Source organism: Fodinibius sediminis, assembly GCF_900182555.1.
In the GTDB taxonomy this organism is placed as follows: domain Bacteria; phylum Bacteroidota; class Rhodothermia; order Balneolales; family Balneolaceae; genus Fodinibius; species Fodinibius sediminis.
Map to the genome: position 1 here is coordinate 1 of NZ_FXTH01000040.1, position 2,351 is coordinate 2,351.

The 2,351-nt window shown below is 37.4% G+C and carries 2 protein-coding genes; both read left to right on the forward strand.

Annotation, left to right across the window (positions count from 1 at the left end; all coding sequences use genetic code 11):
- Positions 1–218: 218 nt before the first annotated feature.
- Positions 219–986: an AlbA family DNA-binding domain-containing protein gene (locus FN808_RS18715; RefSeq protein ID WP_142716146.1), complete on the forward strand. Its 768-nt coding sequence runs from the start codon at positions 219–221 to the stop codon at positions 984–986.
- A 146-nt stretch (positions 987–1,132) separates the two neighbouring features.
- A complete protein-coding gene (locus tag FN808_RS18720) occupies positions 1,133–2,056 on the forward strand; it encodes a hypothetical protein (RefSeq protein WP_142716147.1) in 924 nt (307 codons plus the stop codon).
- Positions 2,057–2,351 lie beyond the last annotated feature (295 nt).

Sequence of the window (2,351 nt, forward strand, 5' to 3'; positions counted from 1 at the left end):
ACGTCTCGCGACTTTTAACAAACTCCGTGTTTGATAAGGCTGGTTGCCCATAGATCATTCGGTGCCTTAACAAGGCGTTTCAAGCGGACGCAGCCTGGGCTTGCCCAGGATTCTTGCTTATGGATGGTCAATTGTGTTGCTTATATCAAAAACGTTGGCCCTGCACCGCTTAAACGCGGGGTCGTTAGGCATTAAACAGTTAATAAATATTTCTTAAGATGGGTCTAGATAAAGAGCTTTATGAAGGCTTTGCAAAATTTTTCGAAAAACCGACTAGAACAAATTTAAGAGACTTATTACAGAGTCCAATTGGGGAACTCGATCAAATCGATTTCAAAGAAGAGCTTCCTAAAAAAGATAAATTAGCAAGACATATTTTGGCGATGGGCAATTCTGGCAATGGGGTTTTAATCATTGGTATAGACGATTCTGATCCCCCAAATCCAGTTGGAATGAACCAACTAAAAGATAAAGCCGATCATCATAAACAGTTATCGCCATATCTTCCAGATTCACTTGAATATCAAATTATTGATTTCTCCTATACCGATTCTGAATATGAAAAAATAAAAGACAAATCCTTCCAAGTCTTTATAATTGAATCGGATGAGAAAAAATTGCCATATCTAAGCAAAAAGGCTGGAAATAACATAAAAGACAATGCTATATATGTACGAAAGGGAACAAACTCAACCGTTGCAAATCATAATGATCTTCAAAGAATCCTTAACAAAAGAATTGAATCAGGTTATTCCTCAAGTAATATCATAGATGTGGAGGAGCATCTTGAACAGTTAAAAGTTTTATACAGTATGATATCGCCTGTTCAAGTAACCTCAAGTTTTGCTAATTTAGGAAATCTAATGAATGATGCTTTTCTAGATAAGAAGCCAAATCCAGATTTCCCTGATGAAAGCTTTGAAGAATTCATTGTTCGGGCAATTGCACTAAAGAAAAGAAAAATATTTGAAGCCCTTGAAATTTAATGCCTAACCCGCGCATTAAGTGGGACGTGCCTCGCCGTCGGTTGCCAGTTTTCGATTCGTCAGTTTCCATAGTACATTTTTAATCAAATTCGGCGCTGTTTTGCACGCCCCTTATGCGCCATGTCGTTAGCGGTACAAATTACACTATGGGTCTATTTCAAGAAATAGAAGAACTTGAGAGAAAAACAGCTGAAGTTTCTGGAGCTGAAGTAATTGGGAAAATTAATCGACTAGAATATTCTCATCAGCTATTTGCTAGAAATCACAAGCATTTAGTTGATATTCTAGAGGGTGTGGTTGAAAAACCCGAAATTCGAGATAGAATATTCAGCAGGAAATTTCGGTGGAAATCTGATTTACTTTTTAGAGAAATTTCATTCCGCCTCCACAATTTTGTAGCCAGTGCAAAATCCTTGGTTGATCATTCAAGAAGAGTTTATACAAAAGTCTACGAGAATAAAGGCAAGTTTGAAGAGTATGATAAAGTAGTCAAGCAAGATTTGGTAGAAAATGGATTAATACAATTTGTCCATAAGCTGAGAGAAATGTGTCAACATTATCAACTACCTCGAGTTTCTGCCGAATTAAAAGTCGGCGAAAAAACAGAAATGACCCTGTTTATTTACAATAACGAACTTCTGTTATACGATAGCTGGAAAAGTACAGCAAAAGAATTTATAAATAGTCACGATGAGAAAATTGACTTGCTAAAAGTAACAAAAGAGTATTACGATCAAATAACCAGCTTTCATGATTGGGTTAAAGGAGAATTTCTTGAAATGTACTCTGAAGAACTAAAGGAAATTGAAAGTATTCATGATGAAATAAATCAGAAGAAGAAAGACCTAATAGTTAATGAGCTGGAAGAAGTTTTTGAGTTAGATAAAAACGAAAGGTTAGAGAGATTAAAGTTCGTTTTATCCGGTTGTCTTTCTGGAGCTGATCTAAGGGATCTATACAAAATTGAAGATAAACCTCGTACTTGGATAATCAAAGGTCTCAATAAGTTGCAAAAATATTTTGATGTACCTCAATCATTAGTTACAAAAATTGAAAAAGAGTGCACTTAAAAATTGTACCGCTAACCAGCGCATTAAGGGGACGCACCTCGCCATCGCTTGCCAACTTTTGGCTTTTTAACTCTCCGTTCGTTATTTAACTAATCAACATTCATTCGTGCGCACCTTATGCGCCATATCGTTAAGGCCCGGCAGGCGCGTAGCATTCTGTCAAACGGATGTTCGGGGTGGCTGCTTTTCCAAAGATTTTCAGTAACCCGTCGGTTCCGGCTTGTTTTGTGGGTTGCTTCTTTTAGGTCCTTCCCCAGCACAGCGGGGCGCCACGGTGGTTATGCAAAAAAATTGC